Consider the following 26,877-nt stretch of genomic DNA (forward strand, 5'->3'; position numbering starts at 1 on the left):
GGCCCGCCTGAGGGCGCCGCAACGGCGATGCGAAATTAGGTTTGATTTTTCTGAACTTTTTCTGCTAGAATCGCCGTCTGTCTTTTTTCCAACCAGTTCTAGCCATCGAAGGGCCTTGTCTGTAAGGGCTTCGGCGTTCTGAGTGCAGCCATGGATCACGTGGCGGTACGATGGAACCTTCATCGGCGATCGAACCCCGAATTTAGCGTATTAGGAGTGCTCTCATGGCACGCGTATGCCAAGTAACTGGGAAAGCGCCGATGAGCGGCAACAACGTTTCCCACGCCAACAACAAGACGAAGCGCCGCTTCCTGCCGAACCTGCAAAACCGCCGGTTCTGGGTAGAGAGCGAAAACCGCTGGGTGCGCCTGCGCGTCTCGAACGCCGGCCTGCGCCTGATCGACAAGAACGGCATCGATTCCGTGCTCGCTGACCTGCGCGCACGCGGCGAAGCCTAAGCCCAAGGAGCACAATCATGGCAAAAGGCGCACGCGACAAGATCAAGCTTGAGTCGACCGCTGGTACGGGTCACTTCTACACGACCACGAAGAACAAGCGCAACATGCCGGAAAAGATGGCGATCAAGAAGTTCGATCCCGTCGTCCGCAAGCATGTGGAATACAAAGAAACCAAGATCAAGTAATCTCCGGTTTCTGCCAGCCTGACGGCGACCGAAAAGCCCCGCACATGCGGGGCTTTTTGTTTTGCGCGCACGCTCCGGCGCGACGCGGTATGCTCTCCCCTTTCCGCGGCTGCGGCCGCCGGAACGCACAAGATCAAAAGCGTAACGATGGAGATGCAGCATGAAATTCGACGTGGCGATCGTCGGCAGCGGCCTGGCAGGGCTGTCGGTCGCACTCAACCTGGCCAGCACGCGACGTGTCGCGCTGATCGCGAAACGTTCGATGATGGAGGGGGCAAGCGATAACGCGCAAGGCGGCATCGCGGCCGTCCTCGATTCGGCGGACAGCATCGAGAACCACGTCGACGACACGCTGGTCGCCGGCGGCGGGCTGTGCGACGAAGGCGCGACGCGCTACATCGTCGAGCACGGCCGCGAAGCGATCGAATGGCTGATCTCCCAGGGCGTGCCGTTCACGAAGGACGACGCAGCCGAGCTCGGCTTCCACCTCACGCGCGAAGGCGGCCACAGCCACCGCCGGATCATCCACGCGGCCGACGCGACCGGCCACGCGGTGCTCGCGACGCTGTCGGCGCGGGCGCGCCAGCATCCGAACATTACGTTCTTCGAAAACCACCACGCGATCGACCTGATCACGTCGGACCGCCTCGGCCTGCCCGGCCGCCGCTGTCACGGCCTGTATGCGCTCGACGTCGACAACGACCGCACGATCACGATCGAGGCGCCGCATACGGTGCTCGCAACGGGCGGCGCCGGCAAGGTCTACCTGTACACGACGAACCCCGACACCGCGACCGGCGACGGCATCGCGATGGCGTGGCGCGCGGGCTGCCGCGTGTCCAACATGGAATTCATCCAGTTCCACCCGACCTGCCTGTTCCATCCGTATGCAAAGTCGTTCCTGATCTCGGAAGCCGTGCGCGGCGAAGGCGGCCTGCTGAAGCTGCCCGACGGTACGCGCTTCATGCCCGCGCACGATCCGCGCGCCGAACTCGCACCGCGCGACATCGTCGCACGCGCGATCGACTTCGAGATCAAGAAGCGCGGGATCGACTGCGTATATCTCGACATCAGCCACCAGCCGGAAGCGTTCCTGCGCGAGCACTTCCCGACGATCCACGCGCGCTGCCTCGAATTCGGCATCGATATCGCGAAGCAGCCGATTCCCGTCGTGCCGGCCGCACACTATACGTGCGGCGGCGTCGTCACCGATCTCGCCGGGCGCACCGATCTCGCGGGCCTGTATGCGGTCGGCGAAACGTCGTACACCGGGCTCCACGGTGCGAACCGGCTCGCGAGCAACTCGCTGCTCGAATGTCTCGTGATCGGCCGCGCGGCGGCCGGGGCGATCGAGGCGGCCGGCTTCGATGCCGAAACGCCCGCCACGCTGCCCGCGTGGGACGAAAGCCGCGTGTCGGATGCGGACGAGGAAGTCGTCGTTGCGCACAACTGGGACGAGCTGCGCCGCCTGATGTGGAACTACGTCGGCATCGTGCGTACCGACAAGCGCCTCGAACGCGCGAAGCACCGACTGTCGCTGCTGCGCGACGAGATCCAGGAGTACTACGCGAACTTCCGCGTGACGCGCGACCTGCTCGAACTGCGCAACCTCGTCGACGTGGCGACACTGATCGTGAAAAGCGCGTACTCGCGCCGCGAAAGCCGCGGGCTGCACTACAGCCGCGACTGGCCGAACACGCTGCCGAAGGCACTGCCGAGCGTGCTCACGCCCCGCTCGCGCCGCTGACCGTCACGCCGTTCCCGGCTGCGGCCCACAAAAAAGCCGCTGGCGTTTGCGCGCCAGCGGCTTTTTTTCGTCAGACGGTATGTCGCGCGGTCAGTCGACGATACGCATCGAATAGTCCGTCGCGCGCACGTCCTTCGTCAGCGCGCCGATCGAGATACGGTCGACACCCGTTTCCGCGAACGCACGCACCGTATCGAAATTGACGCCGCCCGACACTTCGAGCACAGCCTTGCCGTTCGCGACACGCACCGCTTCACGCATCATGTCGAGCGTGAAGTTGTCGAGCAGCACCGACTGCGCGCGATGCGCGAGCGCCGTATCGAGTTGCGCGAGCGTCTCGACTTCGACCTGCACGGGCACGCCCGACTCCAGCGCGAACGCCGCGTCGAGCGCCTCGCCGACACCGCCTGCCGCTGCGATGTGGTTCTCCTTGATCAGGATGCCGTCATACAGCGCGAGACGCTGGTTCTCGCCGCCGCCGACACGCACTGCGTATTTCTGCGCGAGCCGCAGGCCCGGCAGTGTCTTGCGCGTATCGAGGATCTTCGCGCGCGTGCCTTCGACGCGTTCGACGTAACGGCGTGTTGCAGTCGCGACACCCGACAGCAATTGCAGGAAGTTCAGTCCGTTGCGCTCGGCCGTCAGCAGTGCACGTGCCGGCCCTTCGAGTTCGCAGACGGTCGAATCGGGCGTCATCCGGTCGCCTTCGCGATAACGCCATTCCACGACGATCGCCGGATCGATTCGCGCAATCACGGCCTCGAACCACGGCACGCCGCACAGCACGGCGTCTTCCCGCACGATGATGCGCGCCCGGCGGCGCCCGCCGGCCGGTACGAGCCGCCCGGTCTGGTCGCCCGTGCCGACGTCTTCCGCGATCGCATCGGCCACGTTGCGCGCGATCGCGTCGTCGAATGCCGCGCCGTATTGCTCGCGGACGACGTCGAACAGCGGGGATACGGCTGCGTTCGTCATGCAGCCCCCACGTTCGCAAACAGTTGCTGGTCGCGCTGCAGATCGCCGCTCGCCTGCACGCGCTTCTTGTGCGCCGCTGCGAAATCGAGCATCCGGTCGATCGGCAGACGTGCACGCTCGCCGATCGCGGGATCGACGAAGATCTCGTTGTGACCGCGTTCGAGCACGTCGGCGAGGTTCGCGAGGCCGTTCATCGCCATCCACGGGCAATGTGCGCAGCTCTTGCAGGTTGCGCTGTTGCCGGCCGTCGGTGCGGCGATGAAGGTCTTGCCCGGCGCCGCAAGCTGCATCTTGTGCAGGATGCCGAGATCGGTCGCGACGATGAAGCGCGTCGCGTCGAACTTCACGGCTGCGTCGATCAATTGCGTCGTCGAGCCGACGACGTCCGCCTGTGCGACGACATTTTCCGGCGATTCGGGGTGGACGAGCACCTTCGCGTCCGGATACTCGGCGCGCAGCAGGTCGAGTTCGATGCCCTTGAACTCGTCGTGGACGAGGCACGAGCCTTGCCACAACAGCATGTCCGCGCCGGTTTTCTTCTGGATGTAGCTGCCGAGATGGCGATCCGGCGCCCAGATGATCTTCTCGCCGCGCGCATGCAGGTCGGCCACGATCTCGAGCCCGATCGACGACGTGACCATCCAGTCCGCGCGCGCCTTCACGGCGGCGCTGGTATTCGCGTAGACGACGACGGTACGGTCGGGATGCGCATCGCAGAACGCCGAGAATTCGTCGACCGGGCAGCCGAGGTCGAGCGAGCAGGACGCATCGAGGTCGGGCATCAGGATCCGCTTGTTCGGGCTCAGGATCTTCGCGGTTTCGCCCATGAAGCGCACGCCGGCGACGACCAGTGTCTGCGCGTCGTGATCGCGGCCGAAGCGGGCCATTTCGAGCGAGTCGGCGACACAGCCGCCCGTTTCGTCGGCCAGTTCCTGCAATTCGGCGTCGACGTAGTAGTGCGCGACCAGGACGGCCTTTTCACGCACGAGTAGCGCCTTGATACGTGCCTTCAGTGCAGCGCGCTCTTCGGCGGACGGTGCGTCGGGCACCTTGGCCCATGCTTGCCCCACGCCGCACACGGTCCCTGCTGCGACGGGCCGATCGTATTCGACGGGTTTGATCGTCGATTGCATCTCCATATCTCCTGTCGATCCAAGTTAGCGCTTTAGCGCTTACTTGGATCCCATGCTTCGCGGTCGATCCAAGCTGGCGCTTTAGCGCTTACTTGGATCCCATGCTTCGCGGTCGATCCAAGCTAGTGCTTTGGCGCTTACTTCGATCCCATGCTTCGCGGTCGATCCAAGCTGGCGCTTTAGCATTTACTTCGATCCATGCTTCGCGGTCGACCAGCATCAGCGCCTTGGCGCTCCCTCCGGCCTCACCCCTGTGCTCGCCCCGGGGCAACCATTCGCCGCCACCCCAAGCCTCATACAAATCCGGCCCTACCGGTCAACTTCAAAAACCGGAAGCCCAAATAAAAAACCCCGCCAACGCGGGGTTTTTGACGTCCTTAGATTCTAATCGATTTCGAATCAGGCGTAGCGGCGCAGGCGCGTCGCGAATTCCTGCAGCGCCTTGATGCCGCTTTGTTCTGCGCGATGGCACCAATCCTGCAATTGCGCGAGAAGCTGTTCGCGCGATGCGGTCGAACGATCCCAGATCGCGGCCAGATCCTGGCGGAGCTGGAAGTACGTGTGCAGCTTCTGGCTGTTCGCGAAGATTTCCGGCAGCAGCTTCTTCTGCGGCTCGTCGAGGCCGTCGGCATCCTTGTGGAACCACTTGCGCGCACCACGCATCAGCTGGTACTTCTCGCCGCCGATTTCCTTCAGGTGCGCGAGCTCCTGGCGGTATGCGCGCTTCACGGCCTTGCCGTAGCGCGCCATCACTTCGTAGCGGTTCGACAGCACGGCCTGCAGCGTTTCCTGGTCGAGCACCGTCTTCGGCTTGTTCAGGCGCGGCGTCGGTGCGACCTTCTTCACCTTCGCGAGACCGAATGCCGACATGATGCGGATGTACATCCAGCCGATGTCGAACTCGTACCACTTGTTCGACAGCTTCGCCGACGTCGCGAACGTGTGGTGGTTGTTGTGCAGCTCTTCGCCGCCGATCACGATGCCCCACGGGAACAGGTTCGTGCTCGCGTCGGCCGAGTTGAAGTTGCGATAACCCCAGAAGTGACCGAAGCCGTTGACGACGCCAGCCGCCCAGAACGGAATCCAGACCATCTGCACGGCCCACACTGTCAGGCCGAGCACGCCGAACAGCGCGACGTCGATCACCATCATCAGGCTCACGCCGAGGATCGGGTACTTCGAGTAGATGTTGCGTTCGATCCAGTCGTTCGGCGTGCCGTGGCTGAACTTGCGCATCGTCTCTTCATTCTTCGCTTCCGCGCGATACAGCTCGGCGCCCTCGAGGAACACCTTCCAGATGCCGCGCGTCTGCGGGCTGTGCGGATCTTCCTCGGTCTCGCACTTCGCATGGTGCTTGCGGTGAATCGCGGCCCACTGACCCGTCAGCATGCCGGTCGTCATCCACAGCCAGAGGCGGAAGAAGTGGCTCGCGATCGGATGCAGCTCGAGTGCGCGATGCGCCTGGCAGCGGTGCAGGTAGACCGTCACGCCGATGATCGTGACGTGCGTGACGGCGAGCGCGAACAGCGCGACCTGCCACCACGAAAAATGCAGGAGCCCGTGGGAAAGAAAATCGAGCAGGGAATTCAACAAGGCAGTTACCTGTGATGAGAGCGACGCCGGCCCGCGCCAAGCGTCAGAAAAATGAAAGCATACCGCGTGTAGACCAGAATTTTACTTCAACCGTTCCAAGTCTTTGTAAAAAATGAACATTTTCTTGCCCTGACGCAACAGGCGCAGTCCATGGGCGGACTCGGAACGGCCCGCGATCCGGTTCCGACCGCGGGGTCGATACGTTTGGCGACCGGCCTGCGCTAAGCAGCCGGTGCACGCCCGTCCACCGCGCCGTTGCCGGCCGCCACGCCGGCGGCAGAAAGGCCGTCGGGCAGCCCCACGACCCGCACTTCGCGCTGCGGGAACGGGATCGAAATCCCGTGCTCGCTGAACAGCCGCCAGATATTGCGGTTCACGGTCGAACGCACGCCGGACGTCCCTTTCGCCGAGTCCTCGATCCAGAAACCGAGCTCCAGGTCGATCCCGTCCGCACCGAAACCGACCAGATACGGGGTCGGAGCCGGTTCCGCCAGCACGCGCGGCACATCCCTGGCCGCATCGGCGAGCAACACGAGCGCGTGCTCGACATCGCTGGTGTACGCGACCTGCACCGCGACCTTCGCGTAGCCGCGCGTCAGGTACGACGACTGGTTCTGCACGACGTCGGTGATCAGTTTCTCGTTCGGAATCAGCGTCTCGTTGCCGTCGAGGCCGCGCACGACCGTGTAGCGCGTGCGAATCTGCGTGACGACGCCCTGCAGCCCGCCGACGCTGATCGCGTCGCCGAGCCGCAGCGAGCGGTCGAGCAGGATGATGAAGCCCGACACGTAGTTGCTGGCGATCTTCTGCAGCCCGAAACCGAGGCCGACACCCACCGCGCCGCCGAACACGCCGAGCACCGTCACGTCGATGCCGACCAGCGACAGCCCGATCAAGATCGCCGCGAATACCAGCAGCGCGCGGCCGACCCGCGACAGCACGACCTTCAGGTTCGCGTCGAGCGTGCTTGCGCGCGTGAGGCGATCCTCGAGCACCGAGCCCAGCCACATCGCGACCATCAGCGTCACGCATACCCACAGCGCGCCGGAAATCACCGACAGCAGCGTGAGGTGCGCGTTGGCGACGCGGAACTGCACGCTGTCGAGCCAGCCCAGCACGTCGCGCTGAATGCCCAGCACGGTCAGCACCATCGCGGCCCACACGACGGTCGACACGATCTTCTCGACGATCGACAGCCACGCATGCGTGTGGCCGTCGCGTGCGAACACGCGCCGCGCGAAGAAGAACAGCACGTAGATCAGCCCGATGCCGAACAACGGCACGAGCGCCAGCGACAGCAGCGACGTCGACATGAACGGGTCGAACGCGAGTTGCGCGGCGCCGACGAAGACGCTGCCGAACAACGGGAACAGCGCGCGCTTCAGGCTTTGCGCGCCCGCGCCGGGCGCGCGGCCGGCCGCCCGGCGGCGTGCATCGATGCGGCCGTGCACGAAGCGCGCGGTCACCCATGCGAAACACAGCGCGCCGACGAGGATCGCCGCCTGCCAGATCATCACCGGCTGGTGGAAGTCACGAATGACCGATTCCAGCCGGTGCGACAGCAGGCGGCTCTGCAGATTTTCCATCGTCAGTCCGGGCAGCCGTTACTGCGCGGCGCGCCGTTCGAGGACCGCGGCGAAGAAGCCGTCGGTCGCGTGACGGTGCGGCCACAACGACAGGTAGTCGCCGGTCTCGAGCGCGATGCGCTGGTCATCCAGCACCTTCTGCGCCGGCACCAGCACGAACTCGGGATGGTCGGCCAGGAACTGCTCGACGATGCGTTCGTTCTCGGCGTCGAGCACGCTGCAGGTGGCGTAGACGAGCCGGCCGCCCTTCTTCACCAGGCGCGCGGCGCTCGCGAGGATCGACGCCTGCTTCGGCGTGAGTTCATCGATCGCGGTGCGCGTCTGGCGCCACTTCAGGTCCGGATTGCGGCGCAGCGTGCCGAGGCCGCTGCACGGCGCGTCGACCAGCACGCGGTCGATCTTGCCGGCGAGCCGCTTGATCTTCGCGTCGTGCTCGCTGTCGATCAGCACCGGGTTCACGTTCGACAGCCCGCTGCGTGCGAGGCGCGGCTTCAGCTTCGCGAGGCGCTTCTCCGACACGTCGAACGCATAGAGGCGCCCGGTCGAGCGCATCATCGCGCCCAGCGCGAGCGTCTTGCCGCCCGCGCCCGCGCAGAAATCGACGACCATCTCGCCGCGGCGCGGCGCGACCAGCGAACACAGCAGCTGGCTACCTTCGTCCTGCACCTCGATCGCGCCTTCCTCGAACAGCTTCAGGCGCGTCAGCGCCGGCTTGCCGACCACGCGCACGCCGAACGGTGCGAACGGGGTCGCGCCCGCGTCGATGCCGCTCGCGCGCAGCCCGTCGATGACCTGGTCGCGGCTCGCCTTCTGCGCGTTGGCGCGCAGGTCGAGCGGCGCCGGATAGTTCAGCGCGGCGGCAAGCTGCGCGAGCTCGTCGGCGTCGAAACGGGCCGACAGCGCCTGATGAATCCAGTCGGGCAGGTTCGTGCGAATGCGCACCGGCAGGCTCGCCGGGTCGATTTTCGACACGTGCTCGAGCCAGGCCGACTCGGTGTCCGACAGGAACGGCTTCAGCGCATTGCGGCCGACCGTCTGCATCAGGCCGAGCAGCGTGAGGCGTCGTGCCGGCGTACCGGTGCCGCTCTCGGCGAGGTGCGAAAACTCCATTTTCCGGCGCAGCACCGCGAACACCGCCTCGGCGATCACACCGCGCTCGGCATGCCCGAGCTTCGGGTGCGCGCGGAAGAACCGGCTCGTCGTCGCGTCGGCGGGGCCGGCGAACTTCAGCACCTCGGCCAGCAAAGTCTCGGTCTGGCCGATCAGGAATCCGTGCAGCTTCATACGCCCTCACTCGTTTCGGTATGCGGTTGATCCGCGAAAATCCAGCGCGCCTCTTCCGGCGCCACCACTGCGCGGCCGTTCTCGAGGCGCAAACGGCCCTCGATGAACCAGCGCACCGCGCGCGGATACAGCACATGCTCGACCGCCAGCACGCGCTGCGCGAGCGCCGCCGCGTCGTCGCCCGCGCGCACGGGCACCGCGCCCTGCGCGACGATCGCGCCGCTGTCGAGCTCGGGGATGACGAAATGCACGCTCGCGCCATGCAGCGCGACACCCGCATCGAGCGCCTGCTGATGCGTGTGGATGCCCTTGAAGCTCGGCAGCAGCGACGGATGGATGTTCAGCAACCGGCCTTCGTATCGTCTGACGAATGCGGGCGTGAGGATGCGCATGAAGCCGGCGAGGACGACGAGATCGGGCGCGAACCGGTCGATCTCGGCGGCGAGCGCCGCGTCGAAGCTGTCGCGGCCATCGAACGAGCGGTGGTCGACCACCGCCGTCGCCACCCCGTGCGACGCGGCAAAAGCCAGTCCGGCCGCGTCGGGCCGGTTGGCGATCACGGCGGCAATCTCGGCCGGCCAGCGTTCCTGCGCGCACGCGCGGACGATGGCCTCCATGTTGCTGCCGCGACCGGAAATCAGGATCACGAGTTTTTTCATCCGCGAATTTTACCATTCGCCCCCGCGTTTCCCGCCTTCTCGGCCGCCGGCCCGCCCGAACGTTTATAATCTTCTGCTTTGCGGCATCCCACCGCCCATTCCCCGACGCTGCATCCGCTATCGTGAAAGTCTTCCGCGGCCTGCCCAACGCCGAGAGCCGCGCCCCGTGCGCGCTGACGATCGGCAACTTCGACGGTGTCCATCGCGGCCACCAGGCCCTGCTCGCGCGCGTGCGCGCGGCAGCGGACGCGCGCGGCCTGCCCGTGTGCGTGATGACGTTCGAGCCGCACCCGCGAGAATTCTTCAACCCCGCCGGCGCGCCGCCGCGCATCGCGATGCTGCGCGACAAGCTCGAGGCGCTGCGCGACCACGGTGTCGACCGCGTCGTCGTCGAGCACTTCAATCACACGTTCGCGAGCCAGTCGCCGCAGGCGTTCGTCGAACGCACGCTGGTCGGCGGGCTGCACACGCGCTGGATGATGGTCGGCGACGATTTCTGCTACGGCGCGAAGCGCGCGGGCACCTTCGACACGCTGAAGGCGGCCGGCGAACAGTACGGCTTCGAGGTCGAGCAAATGGGTACGGTCGCGGGCAGCGACGGCACACGCATCTCCAGCTCGGGCGTGCGTACCGCGCTCGCCGCGGGCGATCTCGACGCGGCCGCGCAGGCGCTCGGCCACGGCTATGCGATCAGCGGCCACGTCGCGCACGGGCTGAAGCTCGGCCGCGACCTCGGCTTCCCGACGCTGAACCTGCCGATCGCGCACAAGCGTCCGGCGCTCGCGGGCATCTTCGTCGTGCAGGTGCACGGCCTCGGCCCCACCCCGCTGCCGGGCGTCGCGAGCCTCGGGCTGCGCCCGACCGTCGACGATTCCGGCCGCGTGCTGCTCGAGGTCCACCTGCTCGACTGGCACGGCGACGCGTACGGCAAGCTCATCCGCGTCGAATTCCTGAAAAAGCTGCGCGACGAAGCGAAATTCGACGATCTCGAGGCGCTGTCGCGCGCGATCGCGCTGGACGTCGCGAATGCACGCGCGTACTTCATCGAGCGCGACCGTGCGCCGGGCAGCCGCGCCACGGGCTTCTCGACGTCGGCCACCGACCGAATTAGCTGATCCGGACGGCGGCGCCTGGCGCCGCACCCTCGCGCCGCTCACTCGCGCGCATCCCCGATTCACGACGCTCGCGCGTCTCCCGATTTAGATAGCGATCCCATCATGAGCAACAAGAAAGCCGATTCGAAACCGCAGGCCAAGTATCCGGTCAACCTGCTCGACACGCCGTTCCCGATGCGCGGCGACCTGCCCAAGCGCGAGCCGCAGTGGGTCAAGGAATGGGAAGAACGCGGCCTCTACGAGAAGATCCGCGCGGCCAGCAAGGGCCGGCCGAAGTTCATCCTGCACGACGGCCCGCCGTATGCGAACGGCGACATCCACCTCGGCCACGCCGTCAACAAGATCCTGAAGGACATCGTCGTCAAGTCGCGCAACATGGCCGGCTTCGACGCACCGTACGTACCCGGCTGGGATTGCCACGGGATGCCGATCGAGATCCAGATCGAGAAGCAGTTCGGCAAGTCGCTGCCGGCGGCCGAAGTGATGAGCAAGGCGCGCGCGTACGCGACCGAGCAGATCGAGAAGCAGAAGGTCGGTTTCAAGCGTCTCGGCGTGCTCGGCGACTGGGCCAACCCGTACAAGACGATGAACTTCGTCAACGAGGCGGAAGAGATCCGCGCGCTCGGCAAGATCATCGAGAAGGGCTACGTGTATCGCGGGCTGAAGCCGGTGAACTGGTGCTTCGACTGCGGCTCGGCGCTCGCGGAAGCGGAAGTCGAGTACAAGGACCGCACCGACCCGACGATCGACGTGATGTTCGCGTTCGCGGAACCGGAAAAGACCGCGCAGGCGTTCGGCCTGCCGGCGCTGCCGCGCGCCGACGGCGGCATCGTGATCTGGACCACCACGCCGTGGACGATCCCCGCGAACCAGGCGCTGAACCTCCATCCGGAAATCGTCTACGCGCTGGTCGACACCGAGCGCGGGCTGCTGATCATCGCGGAAGAACGCGTCGAAGCCTGCATGGCTGACTTCAAGCTGACCGGCCGCGTCGTTGCGACCGCGCCGGGCGTGAAGCTCGCGAACCTGCGCTTCCACCACCCGCTCGCATCGGCCCACCCCGGCTACAAGCGCACCGCGCCCGTCTACCTCGGCGACTACGTGACGACCGACACCGGTACCGGCGTCGTGCACTCGTCGCCGGCATACGGCATCGAGGACTTCCAGTCGTGCAAGGCGCACGGGATGACCGACTCGGACATCATCAACCCGGTGATGGGCGACGGTCGTTACATCGAATCGCTGCCGCTGTTCGGCGGCCTGTCGATCTGGGACGCGAACCCGAAGGTCGTCGACGCGCTGCGCGAAGCCGGCTCGCTGCTGCGCAGCGAGCACTACAAGCACAGCTACATGCACTGCTGGCGTCACAAGACGGCGATCATCTACCGCGCGACGTCGCAGTGGTTCGCCGGCATGGACGTGACGCCGCGCGACGGCGGCAAGACGCTGCGCGAAACCGCGCTCGAAGGCATCGACGCCACCGCGTTCTACCCGTCGTGGGGCAAGCAGCGCCTGTTCAGCATGATCGCGAACCGTCCCGACTGGACGCTGTCGCGCCAGCGCCAATGGGGCGTGCCGATGGCGTTCTTCGTGCACAAGGAAACCGGCGAGCTGCACCCGCGCACGCTCGAGCTGCTCGAGGAAGTCGCGAAGCGCGTCGAGCAGTCGGGCATCGAAGCATGGCAAACGCTCGACCCGCGCGAGCTGATCGGCGACGACGCGAACCTGTACGAAAAGAACCGCGACACGCTCGACGTGTGGTTCGACTCGGGCACGACGCACTGGCACGTGCTGCGCGGCTCGCACAAGGATCAGCTGCAGTTCCCGGCCGACCTCTACCTCGAAGGCTCGGACCAGCACCGCGGCTGGTTCCACTCGTCGCTGCTGACCGCGTCGATGATCGACGGCCGTGCGCCGTACAAGGGCCTGCTCACGCACGGCTTCACGGTCGACGGCGAAGGCCGCAAGATGAGCAAGTCGCTCGGCAACGGCATCGATCCGCATGAAGTCGCGAACCGCCTCGGCGCGGAAATCATCCGCCTGTGGATCGCATCGACCGACTATTCGGGCGAGCTCGCGATCTCCGAGGAAATCCTGAAGCGCGTGACCGAAGGCTATCGCCGCATCCGCAACACGCTGCGCTTCCTGCTCGCGAACCTGTCGGACTTCGACTTCGCGCAGCACGCGGTGCCCGTCGAGGACTGGCTCGAGATCGACCGTTATGCGGTCGCGTTCTCGCAGCAACTGCAGACGGAACTGCTCGGCCACTACGAGAAGTACGAATTCCACCCGGTCGTCGCGAAGCTGCAGACGTACTGCTCGGAAGATCTCGGCGGCTTCTACCTCGACGTGCTGAAAGACCGCCTGTACACGAGCGCGGCCGATTCGCGCGCGCGCCGCTCCGCGCAGACCGCGCTGTACCACCTCACGCACGGCCTGCTGCGCGTGCTCGCGCCGTTCCTGTCGTTCACGGCGGAAGAAGCGTGGAAGGTGTTCCAGCCGGCCAGCGACACGATCTTCACGGAAACCTACTACGCGTATCCAGAAGTCGCCGGCTCGGCCGCGCTGATCGAGAAGTGGGCGCTGCTGCGCGACGTGCGCGGCAACGTGACGAAGGCGCTCGAGGAAGCGCGCACCGCGAACCGCATCGGTTCGTCGCTGCAGGCCGAAGTCGCCGTGCATGCGAGCGGCGCACGCTACGACGCGCTCACGAGCCTCGGCGACGATCTCAAGTTCGTGCTGATCACGTCGGCCGCGACGGTCGTCAAGGTCGACGACGAAGCGCAGGAAAGCGTCGACGTCGCGGCGTCGAAGTACCAGAAGTGCGAACGCTGCTGGCACTACCGCGAAGATGTCGGCGCGCACGCCGATCACCCGACGCTGTGCGGCCGCTGCTTCTCCAACCTGTTCGAAAACGGCGAAATCCGGAGCGCTGCTTGAATATGGCGAAAACCCTGTCGAAACCGGCCAGCGGTGCGCTTGCGCCCTGGCTGGGCATTTCGCTGATCGTGATCCTGTTCGACCAGCTGTCGAAGATCGCGATCCTGAAAACGTTCGTGTATGGCGCGCAGCATGCGCTGACGTCGTTCTTCAACCTCGTGCTGGTGTACAACCGCGGCGCCGCGTTCGGTTTCCTGTCGACCGCGAGCGGCTGGCAGCGCTGGGCGTTCACCGCGCTCGGCATCGGCGCGACGCTCGTGATCTGCTTCCTGCTGAAGCGCCACGGCCACCAGCGGCTGTTCAGCGTGTCGCTCGCACTGATCCTCGGCGGCGCGCTCGGCAACGTGATCGACCGGCTCGTCTACGGCCACGTGATCGACTTCCTCGATTTCCACCTCGGCGCCTGGCACTTCCCGGCGTTCAACCTCGCCGATTCCGCGATCACGATCGGCGCGGTGCTGCTGATCTACGACGAACTGCGTCGCGTGCGCGGCTCGCGCTAAGCGCGCATACTCGGCGTCGACGGCCGGCTTCGCGCCGGCCGTTCCGTTTGACCCTTGGAGGCCTGAGTTGGCACAAGCAGAACTCGCAGGAAAACACCTCGTTCTCGGCCTGACGGGCGGCATCGCCTGCTACAAGATCGCCGAGCTCACGCGGCTGCTCGTGAAGGCAGGCGCCACCGTACAGGTCGCGATGACCGAAGCCGCTACCCAGTTCATCACGCCCGTCACGATGCAGGCGCTGTCGGGCCGGCCCGTCTATACGAGCCAGTGGGACGCGCGCATCGACAACAACATGGCGCACATCGACCTGTCGCGCGAAGCCGACGCGATCGTGATCGCGCCCGCGTCGACGGATTTCCTCGCGAAGCTCGCGCACGGGTTCGCGGACGACCTGCTGTCGACGCTGTGCGTCGCGCGCGATTGCCCGCTGCTCGTCGTCCCCGCAATGAACCGCCAGATGTGGCAGAACCCGGCCACGCAACGCAACGCCGCGCAACTGCGCGCGGACGGCGTGTCGGTACTCGGCCCGGATTCGGGTGCGCAGGCGTGCGGCGAAGTCGGCGACGGCCGCATGCTCGAGCCCGAGGCGATCTATGAAGCGATCGTCGCGCACTTCGCGCCGAAGGTGCTCGCGCACCGGCGCGTGCTGATCACGGCCGGCCCGACGTTCGAACCGCTCGACCCGGTACGCGGCCTCACGAACCGCTCGAGCGGCAAGATGGGCTTCGCGCTCGCGCGCGCCGCGCAGCAGGCCGGCGCCGACGTGCATCTCGTCGCGGGGCCGGTCGCGCTCGACACGCCGTGGGGCGTCTACCGGCAGGACGTGCAGACGGCCCAGCAGATGTACGACGCGGTGATGCATGCCGTGAACGACGCCGACATCTTCATCGCGGTGGCCGCGGTCGCCGACTGGCGCGTCGCCCAGCCGGCCGAGCACAAGATGAAGAAGACGGCCGACCGCAAGATGCCCGCGCTCGCATTCGTCGAGAACCCGGACATCCTCGCGTCGGTCGCGGCGCTGCCCGATCCGCCGTACTGCGTCGGGTTCGCGGCCGAAAGCGGCGACCTCGACGTGCACGGCGACGAGAAGCGCAAACGCAAGAACGTGCCGCTGCTCGTCGGCAACCTCGGCCCGCTGACGTTCGGCCGCGACGACAACGAAGTCGTGCTGTTCGAGGCCACCGGCCTCACGCGCCTGCCGCGCGCACCGAAAGACGAACTCGCGCACACGCTCGTCGCGGAAATCGCGAAACGCCTGCCCGACAACCGCCTGATCTGATCTCCCGCGCGGCGGTGCTTGCCGCCGCGCCCTTCCCGACCGATTCGACGACCGCATGAAACTCGACCTGAAGATTCTCGACGCGCGCATGCGCGACTACCTGCCCGCCTATGCAACCACCGGCAGCGCGGGCCTCGACCTGCGCGCATGCCTCGACGCGCCGGTCACGCTGCAGCCGGGCGAAACGACGCTCGTGCCGACCGGCCTCGCGATTCACCTCGCCGATCCCGGCTACGCCGCGCTGATCCTGCCGCGCTCAGGCCTCGGCCACAAGCACGGGATCGTGCTCGGCAACCTCGTCGGCCTGATCGATTCCGACTACCAGGGCCAGCTGATGGTCTCGACGTGGAACCGCGGCCAGACCGAGTTCGTACTGAATCCGTTCGAGCGGCTCGCGCAACTCGTGATCGTGCCGGTCGTGCAGGCGCAGTTCAACATCGTCGACGACTTCGCGGAAAGCGATCGCGGCGAGGGCGGCTTCGGCAGCACCGGCCGTCACTGAACGGCACAATGAAAAAGGGGCCTCGCGGCCCCTTTTTCCTTTCCGTCTCCGTCACTCTTCGACGGGTTGCGCGATCCGCGCGGGCGCAAGGTCGCGCTGCCGCGCCTGGGCGACGATCGCGTAGATCACCAGTGCGACCAGCACGCCGAGCAGCACCGTCGACGAACCGATCGTACCGAGCGCGAGGCCCCCCTTCGCAACCGGCTTCGTCAGCAGATCGCCGATCGTCGCACCGAACGGCCGCGTGAGCACGAACGCGGCCCAGAACAGCAGCACGCCCGAGATCCGCGTGAAATAGTGCGCAAGCACGATCGCCGCGAGCAACCCGCCGATCAGCAGCGCGCCGCCGCCGAAGCCAAGCCCCGAGCTGTCCGCGAGGAAGTCGCCGAGCGCGGTGCCCAGCGTGTTCGAGAACAGGATCGCGATCCAGTACAGCAGCTCGACCTTGCGCGTGCGGATCAGGTCGACCGACAGCGATTCGCCGCTGAGCCGCCACACGGCGAAAATGGCCAGCAGGATCGCGACCAGGATCGACGAGCCGGCCGCATAACCGAGGCCGAGCGTGCGATCCATGAAATCGGACATCGTCGTGCCGGCCGTGCTCGTCGCGACGATCACGGCCCAGTAGATCGCCGGGCGATAACGCGTCGTCCTGAGTTGCGCACCCAGCGTCACGAGAAAGAAACCGAACAGCAGGATCGAGCTCACCGCATAACCGACGTTCAGCGTCATCGACAGCAGGTCGCCGCCGGTTTCGCCGAGCGTCGTCGCACAGATCTTCATGATCCAGAACGCGAGCGTGATTTCGGGAAGTTTGTTCATTCGCACCCCTTTTTGCAGGAAAGCGGCGAGCCGGCGCATGCCGCGCCCGCCTTGCAGGCAGGATCGAATGTAGTCGCCGCGGGCTTAACGGAACCTTAGCGACCGGAAAAAACGGCGCGGGCGGCCGCGCCGGTACCGTCAGCGTGCGTGCTGGTGCCGGTAGTGCAGCGCGTACGCGAGCGTGAGCAGCACGACGAACACGACGCCGACCACCATCGTCATCCGGAATTCGCGCGTGAACGCGGTCGTGAACAGGATCGCCGCGACGAGCCCCGCACCGAGCAGGCTGCCGAACGGGTGCCCCCACATCCGGAACGCGAGCGCGGGGCCGCGATACCGCGAACGGAAGCGCAGGTGCGTGACGAAGATCATCAACCATGTGAACAGCGCGCCGAACATCGCGATCGCCATCATCACCGTGAACGCGGTGTCGGGCACGAGCGCGACCAGCACGGCCGCGACCGCGACGCCGCTGGTCGAGATCCACAGCGCCGCGCGCGGCACGCCGTTCGTGCCGAGCCGGCCGAACACCGCGGGCGCGAGCCGCGCACGCGACAGGCTGAACATCATCCGCGTCGTCACGTAAAGCTGGCTGTTCATCGCCGACAGCGCCGCGATCAGCAACACGAAGTTGATCACGCCCGCCGCGTACGGCACGTGGGTCGCGGCCATCACCTTCACGAACGGGCTTTCGTCGGTGCCGGCCTGCGTCCACGGCACGATCGCGAGCATCAGCGACAACGTCAGCAGGTAGAACAGGACGAGCCGGAACACGGTCGAGCGGAATGCGCGCGTGACCGCGTGCTGCGGATCGCGCGCCTCGCCGGCCGCGATCGCGACGGCTTCGATGCTCATGTAGCTGAAGATCGCGACGATCACCGCGACCCAGGTGCCCCACGGCCCCTTCGGCATGAAGCCGCCGTGCGCGGTGTAGTTCGCGAACCCGATGCCGGATGCGACCGGCGCCGACCACACGAGATACGCGCCGAGCACGATGAACACGACGATTGCCGCGATCTTCAGCAGCGAGAATGCGTATTCGACCGTGCCGTACAGCGTGACGCTCGCGAGATTCACGGCGATCAGCAGCGCGGAGAAGCCGATCACCCAGTACCAGCCGGGCACGGCCGGGAACCAGTACTTCATGAACACGGCGATCGCGCTGATCTCGGTGCCGATCGCGAACACCACCGCGAACCAGTACGCATAACGCACCAGGAAGCCGGCGAGGGGGCCGACGTAGTGCTCGGCATACGCGCCGAACGAGCCGGCGGTCGGATGCGCGACCGTCATTTCCGCGAGCGCGCCCATCAGCAGCAGCGCGATCAGCGCGCCGATCGCATACGAGACCAGCACGCTCGGGCCGGCGAGCCCGATCGCGAACCCGCTGCCGAGGAACAGGCCCGTGCCGATCGCGCCGCCGATCGCGATCATCGCCATCTGCCCCGACGTCAGCGCGTGGCGCAACCCTTGTTCGCGTGCGACGATGTCGTCGAACGTCCGTTGTTGTTGTGTCACTGCGTTACCACTCCCCTGCACCACCATCGCGCCGCCGGCGCCGGATAAAACGAAACGGCGCGGAGAACTTCCCGCGCCGTTCGCATGAACAACGAATTATCGCTTACTCGACTTCGACCGTCTCTTCGTTCGGCTTGTGCGGCGGATTCGCCAGCTTGTCGAACGACAACTGCACCTTGTCGTTTTCGTCGACATCGACCGTCACGTGGCCGCCGTTGACGAGCTTGCCGAACAGCAGCTCGTCGGCCAGCGCGCGCCGGATCGTGTCCTGGATCAGCCGCTGCATCGGCCGCGCGCCCATCAGCGGGTCGAAGCCGTGCTTCGCGAGATGCTTGCGCAACGCATCGGTGAAGAGCGCGTCGACCTTCTTCTCGTGCAGCTGTTCCTCGAGCTGGATCAGGAACTTGTCGACCACACGCATGATGATTTCCTCATCGAGCGAGCGGAAGCTGATGATCGAATCCAGGCGGTTGCGGAACTCCGGCGTGAACAGGCGCTTGATGTCGGTCATCTCGTCGCCCGTCTCGCGGCGCGTCGTGAAGCCGATCGTCGCCTTCTGCATCGACTCGGCGCCCGCGTTCGTCGTCATGATGATGATGACATTGCGGAAATCCGCTTTGCGGCCGTTGTTGTCCGTCAGCGTGCCGTGGTCCATCACCTGCAGCAGCACGTTGAAGATGTCCGGATGCGCCTTCTCGATTTCGTCGAGCAGCAGCACGCAGTGCGGCTTCTTCGTGACGGCTTCGGTCAGCAGGCCGCCCTGGTCGAACCCGACGTAGCCCGGCGGCGCGCCGATCAGGCGGCTCACCGCATGACGCTCCATGTATTCCGACATGTCGAAGCGGATCAGCTCGATGCCGAGCGTGAACGCGAGCTGGCGCGCCACTTCGGTCTTGCCGACACCCGTCGGGCCGGAGAACAGGAACGCGCCGATCGGCTTGTCCATCTTGCCGAGGCCCGCGCGCGCCATCTTGATCGAGGCGGCGAGCGCATCGATCGCCGGATCCTGGCCGAACACGACGCTCTTCAGGTCGCGGTCGAGCGTCTGCAGCTTGCTGCGATCGTCCTGCGACACGCTCTGCGGCGGCACGCGCGCGATCTTCGAGATGATTTCCTCGATCTCGCTCTTGCCGATCGTCTTCTTCTGCTTCGACTTCGGCAGGATGCGCTGGGCGGCGCCCGCCTCGTCGATCACGTCGATCGCCTTGTCCGGCAGGTGACGGTCGGTGATGAAGCGCGCCGACAGTTCGGCCGCGGCCGACAGTGCGCCCGACGAATACTTGACGCCGTGATGCTCCTCGAAGCGCGACTTCAGCCCGCGCAGGATCGCGACCGTCTGCTCGACGGTCGGCTCGCTCACGTCGACCTTCTGGAAGCGCCGCGACAGCGCCGCATCCTTCTCGAAGATGCCGCGATACTCGGTGAACGTGGTCGCGCCGATGCACTTGAGCGTGCCCGACGACAGCGCCGGCTTCAGCAGGTTCGACGCGTCGAGCGTGCCGCCCGACGCGGCGCCCGCGCCGATCAGCGTATGAATTTCGTCGATGAACAGGATCGCGTGCGGACGCTCCTTCAGCTCCTTCAGCACCGTCTTCAGACGTTGCTCGAAATCGCCGCGGTACTTGGTGCCCGCGAGCAGCGCGCCCATGTCGAGAGAGTAGACCTGCGCGTTCGCAAGGATGTCCGGCACTTCGCCGCGCGTGATGCGATAGGCGAGCCCTTCCGCGATCGCGGTCTTGCCGACGCCGGCCTCGCCGACGAGCAGCGGATTGTTCTTGCGGCGACGGCACAGCACCTGGACCACGCGCTCGACCTCGGGCTCGCGACCGATCAGCGGATCGATGCGGCCGTCCTTCGCCATCTGGTTCAGGTTCTGCGTGAATTGCGCGAGCGGCGTTTCCTTCTGCGCGTTCGCGTCTTCGCTTTCCGCGCTCGCGTCGGCCGACTTGGCGGCTTCGCCGCCGTTGGTCTTCGCGATGCCGTGCGAAATGAAGTTCACGACGTCCAGGCGCGTGACGCCCTGCTGCTGCAGGTAGTAGACGGCATGCGAATCCTTCTCGCCGAAGATCGCGACCAGCACGTTCGCGCCGGTGACTTCCTTCTTGCCGTTCGACGTCGACTGGACGTGCATGATCGCGCGCTGAATCACGCGCTGGAAACCGAGCGTCGGCTGGGTATCGACATCGTCGGTACCCGGGACGGTAGGTGTGTTGTCGTGGATGAAATTGCGCAGGTTCTGACGCAAGTCCTCGATGTTGGCCGCGCACGCGCGCAACACCTCGGCTGCCGTCGGATTATCCAGCAGGGCCAGCAGCAAATGCTCGACCGTTATGAACTCATGGCGCGCCTGGCGTGCTTCCATGAACGCCATGTGCAGGCTGACTTCCAATTCCTGGGCAATCATGCTTCCTCCATCACGCACTGCAGCGGATGCCCGGCCTGCCGCGCATGGGTAACGACTTGCTCAACCTTGGTCGACGCGATGTCCCGCGTATAGACCCCACAAACCCCTCGCCCTTCGCGATGGACCTTCAGCATGATCTGCGTGGCCGTCTCGCGATCCTTCTTGAAATACTCCTGGACCACCATCACGACGAATTCCATCGGCGTGAAGTCGTCGTTCAGCAGCACCACCTTGTACATCGAAGGCGGCTTGAGCTTCTGCTGCTTGCGTTCCAGGACGGTGCTGTCCTGCTTGTCCGGGATAATCGCCATACACCCATTCTAAACAACTCGGACAGGCCCGCAATCCTGCCATTACCCGACCGACCGGCCGGCGCCCTCCCCGGAATCCCGGAACACGCGATCTTCTTCGTGCCATACGAAAGCCGGCTGCGGTGCCGGCTTTCACGCGTGGCGCGGAACACGAACCGTCAGGGGGAACCGCACCGGAACGTCGTGTCCGCATCCAGTATCCCACAAGCCGGGACGACTCGAACGCGTGTCACTCGAGCCTGGTATATGAGCCGATTATGCGGCTTTTCAAGTCCTCGCGCTTGGCCGCGTGCTGCCAAGCAAAGCCGGAAAAACCCTGAAAATGGGTTCTTTACAACGTCCCTCTAAACGTCTAAAAATTCCACTTGACACTCCAATAAAGAGCGCCAACAATCAAGCTGGCACTTTTTTCAATTGGCCGGTCGGCAAGTTGAAAGAGGCCGAGGTGAGCTTGTGAGGGGGGAACGGCTGCATTTTCCGGTCGTTTAGCTTTTCGAGCGTGCTCGTGGTAAGTAGCAGCGACTGTGTGACAGGGGAAGTAGGAAATGGCAACTGGTATCGTTAAGTGGTTCAACGACGCGAAGGGCTTCGGTTTCATCACTCCCGATGAGGGCGGTGAGGATCTGTTTGCGCACTTCTCGGCTATCACCATGAATGGCTTCAAGACGCTGAAGGAAGGCCAGAAGGTGAGCTTTGACGTCGTCCAAGGGCCGAAGGGCAAGCAAGCGTCGAACATCCAGGCCGTATAAGGCACCGGATATCAGACGAAGAAACCCGGCGCATTGCGCCGGGTTTCTTTTTTTTCGAGGCCAGCCAATCGATTATCGATTGGCCGGCCTTTTCGTTCAATCCCGATAATTGAACACATATTGTCTTGTCACACACGCAGATCGGATACTCATCCGGCACGTGAAACATAATCGTCACTTCGTTACACGACCTTCAGCGTGCCCATCATGCCGAGATCCTCGTGTTCGAGAATGTGGCAATGAAACATGCGCTCTCCGCGCATGTCCTGCGTGACGAGAATCGTCACGGTTTCGCCGCTGCGCACGTTCACGGTATCGCGCCATGCACGGAACGGTTCGCTCGTGCGCGAACCGCCCGATGCCCGCTCGATCACCTGGAACTGCGTGCCGTGCAGGTGGAACGGGTGATCCATGTCGGTGCCGTTGCGGATCGTCCAGCGCTCGACATCGCCAGCGCGGCTCGTCAGCGTCGCACGGTGCGGCGCGTAGGTGTCGCCGTTGATCGTGAAGCGCATGCCCGCCGGGCGGCCGTGTGCGCCCCCCTTCATCATCGCGTCCATATCCATCTCCTCGCCGAACGCGACCTCCTTGTGCGCAACCGGCTCGCCCAGCGGCGGCACCGCACGCAATGTCGTCGGCAGCACGCGCGCGGTGGCCGGCGCAAACGCGACGTCGGCCAGCGCCAGTGCCGGATCGGCCGGCAGGCTGCCGTGCCCGTCATCGTGCGACATCGACATCTTGCGGCGGTCGTATTCGGCCGCCTGCAGCACCGCGCGCGACGCGCGATCGCCGGCGCGCACCAGCAGCTCCGCACGTTCGCCCGGCGCGATCAGCAGCGACGTGACGCGGCGCGGCGCGTCGAACAGCCCGCCGTCGGTGCCCGCGTGCTCGAATGCACGGCCGTCGTCGAACGCAATACGCAAGTAGCGCGCGCTGCACGCGTTCCACACGCGCCAGCGCTCGTCGCCCGCGACGTCGATCCGCGGCCGGCGCGCGCCGTTGACCAGCACGAACTGGCCTTCGCGGCCGTTCATCCAGTCCATCATGTCGTTCGGCGCAATCGTGCCGTCACGCGCAAGCTTCAGGTCCGACACGAACATGTTGCGCTCGGGCCAGCCCGCCAGCGGATCGTCCGCGGCGCGCACGACGAACGGGCCGGCGAGCCCGCGAAACACCTGCTCGGCCGTCATCATGTGCGGATGCGGGTGATACCAGTAGGTACCGGCGCTCCCCTTCGGCAACGTGAAGCGGTACACGCGCGACGCGCCGGGCGCGACGGGATCGGACGGGTTGCCGTCCTGGTCGGGCGGCACCGGCAGGCCGTGCCAGTGGATCGTCGACGATTGCGGCAGCTTGTTCACGAACTTGATCTCGACCGTGTCGCCCTCGCGCACGTCGATCAGTGGACCAACGACGGGGCCCTGCGTGCCCGCGCCGAACTGCCAGAACGTGGTCGGCCGCGCACCGTGCAGCATCGGGCGCGCAACCGGCTGCGCCACCAGCGTGGCCCGGAACGTGCCGGGCTCGCGGCTTTCGTTCGCGAGCGTACGCAGCGCCGCGAGCGGCGCGCCGGCCGGCAGCGCGTCGGCGGCAGCAAGCGCGGCCGGGGCGGACTTGCCGTGCTGCCCGTGACCCGCCATTCCTGACATGGACGACATGCCGGGCATGTCGTCCATCGAGTCCATGCCGGCCATGCCGGCGTGACCGGCATGCTGCGCCCACGCGGCGCGGGCGAACAGCGACGCGGCCGCGACTCCGATGGCGCGCGACAGGAAGGTTCTCCGTATCATCAAATCGTTCCTCGTTATCCATGCTGCGTCGCGCGGCCGCCGCGACACCCGCGCCGCCGGCTGAAGCGCCGATGCGCGACGCCAATCCTGATGCCCGCGTCATCATAACCGCTGGCTCATATCGAGACGCTTCGCCGCCGGACGGGCGGCGATACGCCGCACACTCGACAACGCCGCGCTGGATTCAGCACGCATCGACCGGCATCGTCGATCGGCGATCCGCAGCCCTTCACTCGCTCCCCCAACACCAATCACCGCCCGCCCCATGCAGTCTCCAGGCGGCCGCCCGGCACCCGCCGTTCAGCCGCGCCCCGGCGTCGGCCGCGTCACCGGTTCGCAAACCCGTCAATATTTCACGATGCGGAACAAGTCTCTGCGTTGTAAAAATTCGTGGTGCAGGGCACAAATTTCCCGTTTCGCGATGCCAAAAAACGTTCCGCAATACAAAATGCAGAATGCAAATATTTGTTTTATAAAGAGAATTTTTGTTTAGTGGAGCCGTTCAACATGCACCATCCAACCGGGTCGCGGACGTAGACTTTGTCCCATGCACTGACGCTTCGCCACGACGTTCGATACGGAACGCGGCGCAAGCAGCCAGTCGGGCCACAGCCGGTCGAACCGGCAGGCGGCACAACAGAATCGCTTGTGATCAGAAAGGGAGAACGGAAATGAAGGGATTTCGCTTTGGTTCAGCGCTCGGGTCGTTCTACATCCTGCCGGGTAACGGTGGCTGGGAAGCGACGTTCGGCAACGCCCTGCTCGGCGCATTCTCGTGCCCCGAAGTGGCGGCCGACCACATCTCCCGCGGCGACTGCGAGCAACTGTCCGAACTGGACACGGCAACGCTCGAAGTGCCGCACGAAATCGCCGAATGGGAAATCGTTCACGTCTGAATGGCAAGCCTGCAACAAAAAACGCCCCGGGCGACCAGGGCGTTTTTTTCTTGTAACAGGCGGAGGGCAGCCTGGCCCGCCGCGCCGTCACTTGCTTCGACTCGCGCGATCGCGCGGCCCGCGTCAGGCGACCGCGTCGACGATGGCGTTCAGCGTCGCGCTCGGGCGCATCGCCTGGCTCGTCAGGTCGACGTTCGGACGGTAGTAGCCGCCGATGGCCTGCGCCTTGCCTTGCGCGGCAGCCAGTTCTTCCAGAATGCGCGCTTCGTTGTCGGACAACGACTTCGCCACGCCTTCGAACTGCGCCTTCAGCGCCGCGTCCTCGGTCTGCTCGGCCAGCGCCTGCGCCCAGTACAGGCACAGGTAGAAGTGGCTGCCGCGGTTGTCGAGGCCGCCGACCTTGCGCGCCGGCGACTTGTTCTCGTCCAGGAACTTGCCGGTCGCCTGGTCGAGCGTCTTCGCGAGCACGAGCGCCTTCGGGTTCTGGTACGCGTTGCCGAGGTGTTCGAGCGATGCCGCGAGCGCGAGGAATTCGCCGAGCGAATCCCAGCGCAGGAAGCCTTCCTCGACGAACTGCTGCACGTGCTTCGGCGCGGAACCGCCCGCACCCGTTTCGAACATCCCGCCGCCGGCCATCAGCGGCACGATCGACAGCATCTTCGCGCTGGTGCCGAGTTCCATGATCGGGAACAGGTCGGTCAGGTAGTCGCGCAGCACGTTGCCGGTGACCGAGATCGTGTCCTTGCCCGCACGGATGCGCTCGAGCGAGAAGCGCGTCGCGTCGACCGGCGTCATCACGCGGATGTCGAGGCCGTTCGTGTCGTGATCCTTCAGGTAACGCTCGACCTTCGCGATGATCTGCGCGTCGTGTGCGCGTGCCGGATCGAGCCAGAACACGGCCGGTGCGCCGGTCGCGCGTGCGCGGTTGACTGCGAGCTTGACCCAGTCCTGCACCGGTGCGTCCTTCGTCTGGCACATGCGCCAGATGTCGCCCGATTCCACCGCATGCTCGAGCAGCACGTTGCCCGCTTCGTCGGTGACGCGCACGACGCCATCCGCCGGAATCTGGAACGTCTTGTCGTGCGAACCGTATTCTTCAGCCGCCTGCGCCATCAGGCCGACGTTCGGCACGCTGCCCATCGTGACCGGATCGAACGCGCCGTGCTGCTTGCAGTCCTCGATCACGGCCTGGTAGACACCGGCGTAGCAACGATCCGGAATCACGGCCTTCGCGTCGTACAGCTGGCCGTCCGGGCCCCACATGCCGCCCGAATCGCGGATCATCGCCGGCATCGAAGCGTCGACGATCACGTCGCTCGGCACGTGCAGGTTCGTGATGCCCTTGTCCGAGTTGACCATCGCAAGGCGCGGACGCACCGCGTATTCGGCCTTGATGTCGGCTTCGATCGCTTCGCGCGTGTCGGCCGGCAGGTCCTTCAGGCGCGCGTACAGGTCGCCGATCCCGTTGTTCGGGTTGAAACCGGCCTGCGCCAGCACGTCTGCGTGTTTCGCAAGCGCGTCGCGGTAGAACACCGACACGAAGTGACCGAACAGGATCGGGTCCGAGACCTTCATCATGGTCGCCTTCAGGTGCACCGAGAACAGCACGTCCTGCGCCTTCGCGTCGGCGATCTGCGCTTCGATGAAGCTGCGCAGCGCGTTGCGGCTCATCACCGATGCGTCGATGACTTCACCCGCCTTCACGGCCGTCTTTTCCTTCAGCACCTTCTTCGCGCCGTCGGTCGTCGTGAGTTCGATCTTCACGCTGCCGGCTTCGGCGATCAGCGCCGACTTCTCGCTGCCGTAGAAGTCGCCTTCGCTCATGTGCGCGACGTGCGCCTTCGACGTGGCTTTCCAGGCGCCCATCTTGTGCGGATGCTTGCGTGCGTAGTTCTTGACCGACAGCGGCGCGCGGCGGTCGGAGTTGCCTTCGCGCAGCACCGGGTTCACCGCGCTGCCCTTGATCTTGTCGTAGCGGGCCTTGACCGCCTTCTCTTCGTCCGTCGACGGATCTTCCGGGTAGGCCGGCAGCGCGTAGCCCTGCGCCTGCAGTTCGGCGATCGCGGCCTTGAGCTGCGGCACCGATGCGCTGATGTTCGGCAGCTTGATGATGTTCGCTTCCGGCTTCAGCGTGAGCTGGCCCAGTTCGGCCAGATCGTCGGAACCCTTCTGCTCGGGCGGCAGGATGTCTGCGAATGCCGCGACGATGCGGCCGGCGAGCGAGATGTCGCGCGTTTCGACGGCGACGCCGGACGAACGCGTGAAGGCCTTGACGATCGGCAGCAGCGAATAGGTCGCGAGCGCGGGCGCTTCGTCAGTGAGGGTGTAGATGATCTTGGGCGAAGTGGACATGGTCGATGCGTTGCTACGTGAAAATTTGGACTGAGGAGCGCCGGCGGTAACCGGCGGGGAGCGACCGGGTCGGTCG

The 26,877-nt window shown here is 65.6% G+C and carries 22 protein-coding genes; 10 read left to right on the top strand and 12 right to left on the bottom strand.

Features of this window, described 5'->3' with window-relative positions; all coding sequences use genetic code 11:
- Window positions 1-224 precede the first annotated feature (224 nt).
- The 3 genes from rpmB (at window position 225) to nadB (ending at window position 2,390) form a co-directional block, all read left to right on the top strand.
- Window positions 225-458, top strand: coding sequence for a 50S ribosomal protein L28 (rpmB, locus tag PQB87_RS14155; protein ID WP_004186391.1), 234 nt, complete (start codon window positions 225-227; stop codon window positions 456-458).
- Between the two features lie 17 nt (window positions 459-475).
- Window positions 476-643 carry a 50S ribosomal protein L33 gene (gene rpmG, locus PQB87_RS14160; RefSeq protein WP_006478046.1) on the top strand — a complete coding sequence of 56 codons (168 nt, stop codon included), beginning with the start codon at window positions 476-478 and terminating at the stop codon, window positions 641-643.
- Window positions 644-803: 160 nt separating this feature from the next.
- Window positions 804-2,390: an L-aspartate oxidase gene (nadB, locus tag PQB87_RS14165; RefSeq protein ID WP_021160752.1), complete on the top strand. Its 1,587-nt coding sequence runs from the start codon at window positions 804-806 to the stop codon at window positions 2,388-2,390.
- A 90-nt stretch (window positions 2,391-2,480) separates the two neighbouring features.
- Here nadB and nadC read toward each other — a convergent pair whose 3' ends face one another.
- From nadC to purN, 6 genes are all read right to left on the bottom strand, one after another.
- Complete coding sequence (gene nadC, locus PQB87_RS14170; RefSeq protein ID WP_060229174.1) at window positions 2,481-3,365, bottom strand: carboxylating nicotinate-nucleotide diphosphorylase; 885 nt, start codon at window positions 3,363-3,365, stop codon at window positions 2,481-2,483.
- Complete coding sequence (gene nadA / locus PQB87_RS14175; RefSeq protein WP_489242196.1) at window positions 3,362-4,498, bottom strand: quinolinate synthase NadA; 1,137 nt, start codon at window positions 4,496-4,498, stop codon at window positions 3,362-3,364. Before nadA ends, nadC begins: the two co-directional genes overlap by 4 nt.
- A 399-nt stretch (window positions 4,499-4,897) precedes the next feature.
- The gene (locus PQB87_RS14180; RefSeq protein WP_027786669.1) at window positions 4,898-6,091 is read right to left on the bottom strand and encodes a DesA family fatty acid desaturase; all 1,194 of its coding nucleotides are present in this window, start codon (window positions 6,089-6,091) and stop codon (window positions 4,898-4,900) included.
- 221 nt (window positions 6,092-6,312) lie between these two features.
- The gene (locus PQB87_RS14185) at window positions 6,313-7,677 is read right to left on the bottom strand and encodes a mechanosensitive ion channel family protein (protein WP_059686578.1); all 1,365 of its coding nucleotides are present in this window, start codon (window positions 7,675-7,677) and stop codon (window positions 6,313-6,315) included.
- Between the two features lie 18 nt (window positions 7,678-7,695).
- A complete protein-coding gene (locus tag PQB87_RS14190) occupies window positions 7,696-8,961 on the bottom strand; it encodes an RsmB/NOP family class I SAM-dependent RNA methyltransferase (RefSeq protein WP_021160747.1) in 1,266 nt (421 codons plus the stop codon).
- Window positions 8,958-9,620 carry a phosphoribosylglycinamide formyltransferase gene (gene purN / locus PQB87_RS14195; RefSeq protein ID WP_021160746.1) on the bottom strand — a complete coding sequence of 221 codons (663 nt, stop codon included), beginning with the start codon at window positions 9,618-9,620 and terminating at the stop codon, window positions 8,958-8,960. The genes PQB87_RS14190 and purN overlap by 4 nt, the downstream gene beginning before the upstream one ends.
- A 122-nt stretch (window positions 9,621-9,742) precedes the next feature.
- On the opposite strand from purN, the gene PQB87_RS14200 reads away from it, so the two are divergent.
- The 5 genes from PQB87_RS14200 to dut all read left to right on the top strand — a co-directional run bounded on the left by PQB87_RS14200 (window position 9,743) and on the right by dut (window position 15,959).
- Window positions 9,743-10,735 carry a bifunctional riboflavin kinase/FAD synthetase gene (locus tag PQB87_RS14200; RefSeq protein WP_060062674.1) on the top strand — a complete coding sequence of 331 codons (993 nt, stop codon included), beginning with the start codon at window positions 9,743-9,745 and terminating at the stop codon, window positions 10,733-10,735.
- Between the two features lie 102 nt (window positions 10,736-10,837).
- Window positions 10,838-13,675, top strand: coding sequence for an isoleucine--tRNA ligase (gene ileS, locus PQB87_RS14205; protein ID WP_060325268.1), 2,838 nt, complete (start codon window positions 10,838-10,840; stop codon window positions 13,673-13,675).
- Window positions 13,676-13,677: 2 nt separating this feature from the next.
- Window positions 13,678-14,178 carry a signal peptidase II gene (gene lspA / locus PQB87_RS14210; protein ID WP_021160743.1) on the top strand — a complete coding sequence of 167 codons (501 nt, stop codon included), beginning with the start codon at window positions 13,678-13,680 and terminating at the stop codon, window positions 14,176-14,178.
- A gap of 67 nt (window positions 14,179-14,245) precedes the next feature.
- Window positions 14,246-15,457 (top strand): bifunctional phosphopantothenoylcysteine decarboxylase/phosphopantothenate--cysteine ligase CoaBC, encoded by a 1,212-nt coding sequence (gene coaBC, locus PQB87_RS14215; protein ID WP_027786665.1) that lies wholly within the window; start codon window positions 14,246-14,248, stop codon window positions 15,455-15,457.
- A 55-nt stretch (window positions 15,458-15,512) separates the two neighbouring features.
- Entirely contained in the window at window positions 15,513-15,959 is a 447-nt protein-coding gene (gene dut, locus PQB87_RS14220) for a dUTP diphosphatase (RefSeq protein WP_021160741.1), read from the top strand.
- A gap of 51 nt (window positions 15,960-16,010) precedes the next feature.
- Here dut and PQB87_RS14225 read toward each other — a convergent pair whose 3' ends face one another.
- From PQB87_RS14225 to clpS, 4 genes are all read right to left on the bottom strand, one after another.
- Window positions 16,011-16,781, bottom strand: coding sequence for a COG4705 family protein (locus PQB87_RS14225; RefSeq protein ID WP_489242202.1), 771 nt, complete (start codon window positions 16,779-16,781; stop codon window positions 16,011-16,013).
- 138 nt (window positions 16,782-16,919) lie between these two features.
- Complete coding sequence (locus PQB87_RS14230) at window positions 16,920-18,299, bottom strand: amino acid permease (RefSeq protein ID WP_174414884.1); 1,380 nt, start codon at window positions 18,297-18,299, stop codon at window positions 16,920-16,922.
- Window positions 18,300-18,402: 103 nt separating this feature from the next.
- Window positions 18,403-20,703, bottom strand: coding sequence for an ATP-dependent Clp protease ATP-binding subunit ClpA (gene clpA / locus PQB87_RS14235; RefSeq protein WP_027786662.1), 2,301 nt, complete (start codon window positions 20,701-20,703; stop codon window positions 18,403-18,405).
- Complete coding sequence (gene clpS / locus PQB87_RS14240) at window positions 20,700-21,014, bottom strand: ATP-dependent Clp protease adapter ClpS (protein ID WP_006398529.1); 315 nt, start codon at window positions 21,012-21,014, stop codon at window positions 20,700-20,702. The genes clpA and clpS overlap by 4 nt, the downstream gene beginning before the upstream one ends.
- A 545-nt stretch (window positions 21,015-21,559) precedes the next feature.
- Here clpS and PQB87_RS14245 point away from each other — a divergent pair.
- Entirely contained in the window at window positions 21,560-21,763 is a 204-nt protein-coding gene (locus PQB87_RS14245; protein WP_006488945.1) for a cold-shock protein, read from the top strand.
- Between the two features lie 182 nt (window positions 21,764-21,945).
- Here PQB87_RS14245 and PQB87_RS14250 read toward each other — a convergent pair whose 3' ends face one another.
- Window positions 21,946-23,553: a multicopper oxidase family protein gene (locus PQB87_RS14250; protein WP_489242206.1), complete on the bottom strand. Its 1,608-nt coding sequence runs from the start codon at window positions 23,551-23,553 to the stop codon at window positions 21,946-21,948.
- A gap of 671 nt (window positions 23,554-24,224) precedes the next feature.
- On the opposite strand from PQB87_RS14250, the gene PQB87_RS14255 reads away from it, so the two are divergent.
- A complete protein-coding gene (locus PQB87_RS14255) occupies window positions 24,225-24,449 on the top strand; it encodes a hypothetical protein (RefSeq protein ID WP_006490888.1) in 225 nt (74 codons plus the stop codon).
- A 123-nt stretch (window positions 24,450-24,572) separates the two neighbouring features.
- On the opposite strand, the gene PQB87_RS14260 is transcribed toward PQB87_RS14255, so the two are convergent.
- On the bottom strand, window positions 24,573-26,801 hold the full coding sequence (locus PQB87_RS14260) for an NADP-dependent isocitrate dehydrogenase (RefSeq protein WP_059621138.1): 2,229 nt from the start codon (window positions 26,799-26,801) through the stop codon (window positions 24,573-24,575).
- Window positions 26,802-26,877: the final 76 nt, after the last annotated feature.

Source organism: Burkholderia sp. KL41 (genome assembly GCF_057005415.2).